We start from the raw sequence: 1,707 nt of genomic DNA on the forward strand, positions 1-1,707 counted from the left end.
TCACTTCGTATCGGGTCTTCAAATGAATTTGTGTCTGTGTTATTTGATACTATAACTAGGTTGTTGAAAACATTTATCAAAGGAGGTCTCCGAATTGCTCCTCCCAAAACTTCTCTTGCTCTTTGCGTGAGCCCTCAACTCGTTCTGGAGTGAATTCCACTCCGGGATTTTCTGTGACAAAAGGAAGATCCGGCTGAAACTCAGGAATTCCGATATGGGTATAAACTCCTATGCCGCTTTGGGATTCAAATGCACCACGTGAAGATCGATCCCGGTCTACGAACGGCTCTAACTCGTCATGTAATTGCTGCATTTCAGCCTGCCTTCCAGATTCACCATAGAACACATTGTTCTCACATTGTACCAACTGTAACCGATTTAACTCCTGAATCACATCTTCGTCATTAATTGTAAGAGATCCTTCCGGGCGGCTATTGACATCGTAGCACTCTGGGTCGTGAAGAAGCAGGTAAAGATCTGGTGACAAGGGACAGTAAATCTGCAGACCTCGTGCTTGCCAACCAGCCAACTGTGAAAACCCTTCATCAGCGTAGTAGGGGTTGTGCCGAACCACCGGATGATCGCTTGTAACAAACGCTGAACTAGTGTCATTAACAAATATTGTGCCATAGAGATCCGCGAGTAATGGAGCGCAGTGGAGTTGATACAGCATTGAATGGATTTGCGGGCTTTGATCCCATTCGAATGTGATTTCTCCATCTCGAACCTTGTCTAGGTACTCAGGTTCAAGTTCGCCCGCTTCGACACCCGCTCGAACGAACTCCTCGAAGAATAAGTCGCTGTCACGTTCTAATTCCTCCTTTGATAATGCAGTTCTGGCTTCTTGAAAGGTGAGAAACTGCATAACCTGCAGCCAGTTCGGTTTCAGGTCATCTTGGACCTGGAATTCGCTCACGGCTTCCGCGTTGATAATCTCAGTTAATCCTTCTGCCAGAGACCCTTCAATTTGGCCGATAGCTATCTCAACGTCGGTGTCATCGCTGTAGAAGTAGCTACGTGAGCAAACACGTGAGATCGGTTCATTGAATTCTTGTTGTGCTTGAACGTTATATAGGTTGATTCGGTCTCCGTCATCAGAGAACCGGGTAAGGTAGAACTGAGGCACATAATGCTGATTTCGGTATTCTGGCATTCTTCTAAACATGTATGGTAATCATTGATAAGCTTAACTTGGATTCACTCTTCTTCAGAGGGACAATTATAACTAATAGAAATTTAAAACAGTTATGACAGTATGCCGTCTTACATGTCCACTTTCACCCCGATCCGGCCAAGTTTATTGTCCCGAAAATACAACCATTTGATAATGAGCTGGCAACTCTATTTTGACCGAGCTAAACGGTCAACGAGCCCGGTCGCTGTCGATAAGCAATTGGTCGGACCCATCCCTCCTGGGTTTGAAGCGCGAGGGCTCACAATCGACGGACTCTGGGGAGTCTATGAACGCCGGCAGGGTCTCGATCAGATTCAAATCACGGAACTCCCTGCCCAGTACCGCGTCTCTGTCTCCAATCCTGTAGTCAGCGGCAACCAGCTATCTCAGCCCACCTCTCAGTCGAACCAGAACGGTAACGCGTTGAAAGGGCTAGCTGCACTGGGGCTCGGTGTTCTCGGTGCTGCAGCTATCGGGAAAGCAATCGGAGGCTCACAAAATAGCACCGCTCCCGATCCAAAACAAGCCCACCG

The 1,707-nt window shown here is 47.5% G+C and carries 2 protein-coding genes; one reads left to right on the forward strand and one right to left on the reverse strand.

The genetic code is table 11. The annotated features are described in order from the left end of the window. Window positions 1–76: 76 nt before the first annotated feature. Window positions 77–1,153, reverse strand: coding sequence for a DUF4238 domain-containing protein (locus tag ACFR9S_RS14980; protein WP_074854652.1), 1,077 nt, complete (start codon window positions 1,151–1,153; stop codon window positions 77–79). Window positions 1,154–1,327: 174 nt separating this feature from the next. Here ACFR9S_RS14980 and ACFR9S_RS14985 point away from each other — a divergent pair. Next, window positions 1,328–1,707 (forward strand): hypothetical protein (locus ACFR9S_RS14985; RefSeq protein WP_379818971.1); only part of this gene is annotated, 380 nt, incomplete at its 3' end.

This window comes from Halolamina salina (genome assembly GCF_042678005.1).
Classification (GTDB): Archaea; Halobacteriota; Halobacteria; order Halobacteriales; family Haloferacaceae; genus Halolamina; species Halolamina salina.

Excerpts from the sequence above, each read along its gene's own strand:
- ACFR9S_RS14980 (WP_074854652.1), bottom strand. The coding sequence starts at position 1,153 with ATGCCAGAATACCGAAATCAGCATTATGTGCCTCAGTTCTACCTTACC.